The organism is Methanoregula sp., assembly GCF_049690535.1.
Lineage (GTDB): Archaea > Halobacteriota > Methanomicrobia > Methanomicrobiales > Methanospirillaceae > Methanoregula.
The window spans coordinates 1-2673 of record NZ_JBAVMX010000062.1 but is presented as its reverse complement, the minus strand read 5'-3'; the positions used below and the strand labels follow the sequence as shown (position 1 = coordinate 2673).

2 protein-coding genes are annotated in these 2673 nt (G+C 56.0%); one reads left to right on the top strand and one right to left on the bottom strand.

The features are described from left to right. Positions 1-1574 (bottom strand): RecQ family ATP-dependent DNA helicase (locus tag WCE46_RS04645; RefSeq protein ID WP_424732532.1); only part of this gene is annotated, 1574 nt, incomplete at its 3' end. A gap of 310 nt (positions 1575-1884) precedes the next feature. Here WCE46_RS04645 and WCE46_RS04640 point away from each other — a divergent pair. Then, on the top strand, positions 1885-2481 hold the full coding sequence (locus tag WCE46_RS04640) for a class I SAM-dependent methyltransferase (protein WP_424732531.1): 597 nt from the start codon (positions 1885-1887) through the stop codon (positions 2479-2481). Positions 2482-2673: the final 192 nt, after the last annotated feature.

Sequence of the window (2673 nt, the reverse complement as noted above, 5' to 3'; positions counted from 1 at the left end):
GCATCGCGCTCCTGTACCGGGAGCCGGACCCGGCAGGTCCCGGCGAGCAGCCCGCTGCTTTTCGCACCAAGAGCAATGACCGGATATTTGTCACCGGTTCGTGCGAGATATCCCTGCCGGACGAGATCATTGATCCAGACCCGGTACTCTTCCTTTGCATACTGTTTTCCTGCTGCATATGCAGGCAGGCGGTCGAAATGGTACGCTTCGATCTTTGCCGACTTTTTTCCCCGTAGGACATCGGTGATAAGTTCGATCCCGAAGTGGGATGGCAGCTGCTGTACGCACGCGGCGATCAGGAGTGCCGGTTCCGTGCCGTCAATGGATGCGGCAGGATGAGCGCAGTTATCGCACGTACCGCAGTTCCCTGCTGGTGGGGTTTCGCCAAAATACGTGAGCAGGAAGGCACGCCGACAGCCAGTCGTCTCGCAGTACCCGGTCATGTCCTGGAGTTTTTTGAGCGCTATCCGGACTGATCGTTCGCCGCCTTCATCGTGTTCGAGCATCGACCTGACCCGGGCATAATCCCCCCTGCTGTAAAAGAGGATGCATTCGGCAGGCTTCCCATCGCGCCCGGCCCGCCCGGTCTCCTGGTAATAGGACTCGACCGTTTTCGGGAGATCGTAGTGGATCACAAACCGCACGTCCGGCTTGTCGATCCCCATGCCGAACGCGACCGTTGCACAGACGATCTGTGCAGCGTTTTTGAGGAAAGCGTCCTGTACGTCCGCCCTCACCGGCCGGGGGAGCCCGGCATGGTAGGCGAGCGCTTTGAAGCCTTTTTTACGGAGTTCGTACGCGACCTCCTCGGTCTCTTTCTTGCTCATGCAGTAGACAATTCCTGCCTCGTTCCTGTGCCGGCAGAGGAAATCCGCGAGCATGACCAGCGGGTTCTTTTTTGTGACCACCCGGTAGGTCAGGTTCTCCCGGTTGAAACTGCCCACGAATTCCCGGACCTTCACGAGGCCGAGCTGCTGGCAGATGTCTTTCCGCACTTCCGGGATCGCTGTCGCGGTGAGGGCGATCACGGGAGCGGAGGGGAACAGTTTCCTGAACCGGGCGAGTTCACGGTACTCGGGCCGGAAGTTGTGGCCCCATTCCGAGATGCAGTGCGCCTCATCGATCGCGATCAGCCGGACCGGGGCTGCTGCAAGAGTGTCAAGAAAGCCGGCCTGCATGCATTTTTCCGGCGAGACAAACAGGATATGAAGCCTGCCCGCTTTCATCTCCGCTTCAATCCCGGTGCGCTCCCGGTAATCGAGCGTGCTGTTGAATGCAGCAGCCGGGATCCCCCGGGCATTGAGATCGTCCACCTGATCTTTCATGAGCGCAATGAGCGGCGAGATGACCACGGTGAGGCCGCCGAGGTACAGGGCCGGCAGCTGGTAGCAGAGCGACTTCCCGCCCCCGGTCGCCATGATCGCGAGCGTGTCGTGACCTTCAAGGACCGACGCGATGATCGATTCCTGGTGCGGCAGGAATGCGGGATAGCCCCAGTATTTTTTGAGCAGGCTGACCGGTGTCTGGTGTGGTTCGGAACATTGTTGATGATGGGCAGTCTGCGGTGTATCCATGAACGTCCTCGGATCGTGTGAGGAGAGATGCACCGGAACTGCATATGAACCCCCGGGTGCGGGGGGTGAAACTGTGGGGATAGTGCATGGGGTACTGAGAGAAAGGACTGCGTGGGGAGGGCTTGAGGCGTTCGCCATTTTTTTAAGGATGTCCGATTGAACTACACAATTGCCGGTGAATTTCGGGGGAATTAGTTCTTAAAAGAGGTACGGTGAACATCCGGCGGGATTTGAAACAGGGTTACTTACATGACCCTGCCGGTAAAATACCTGAAGTACTCACGGGCAGTACCCGTTGTGGTGAACGGTCATGGATGTCTCTTCAGATATTGAGAAATTTAACCGCTGGTCCGGCACCTATGAGGAGTCATGGTTCCAGTACCTGTATTTCGACCGGATCCACAACGGTGTCCTTCGTTTTGTCACGGTGAAATCAGCACCCGGGGATATCGTGGATGTCGGGTGCGGAACGGGCCGACTCTTACGAAAAATTAGGGAGCGCTGGCCTCAGGCACAGCTTACGGGGATCGATCCGGCTGAAGGTATGGTGCAAAAAGCCCGGCACCTGATGCCGGATGCTGCGTTTATGGTGAGCTCTGCCGAATCCATCCCTCTCCCAGATGCGTCTGCCGATCTCGTTTTCAGTACGACTTCCTTTCATCACTGGTCAGACCAGGCACAGGGTATCCGCGAAATACGGCGTGTCTTACGTCCCGGGGGTCAGTTCTTTTTGTCTGATATCGCACCACTCCCGTTCTTTTTACGATGTGTGAATCGCGGCCACGGCCACCTCCGCACCCGGCATGAGGTACGAACTATGTTTGAACAGGCAGGTCTGGAAGTCCAGGCACAGCGACGGCTCATGTTAGGACATATCGTTGTAACTTCTGGTATCCGGCGGGAATGACCGGATGCTTTTCTGAGGATGTTGCCGGACATTTTTTTTAGAAAGTCCGATAATGGTGGTGAACGATTTTTTTAAAAATCCGGTAAGGTTGATGAACTGTTTTCAAAAAGTTTGATAACATAGCAGCACAATTTTTGGAAAGACCGGTAACCTCAGTAAACTTTTTTGAGAAATATCAGCAACCGTGCTTGG

Bases quoted from the DNA above. Each gene is read 5' to 3' on its own strand.
- WCE46_RS04640 (WP_424732531.1), top strand. From the start codon at position 1,885: ATGGATGTCTCTTCAGATATTGAGAAATTTAACCGCTGGTCCGGCACC.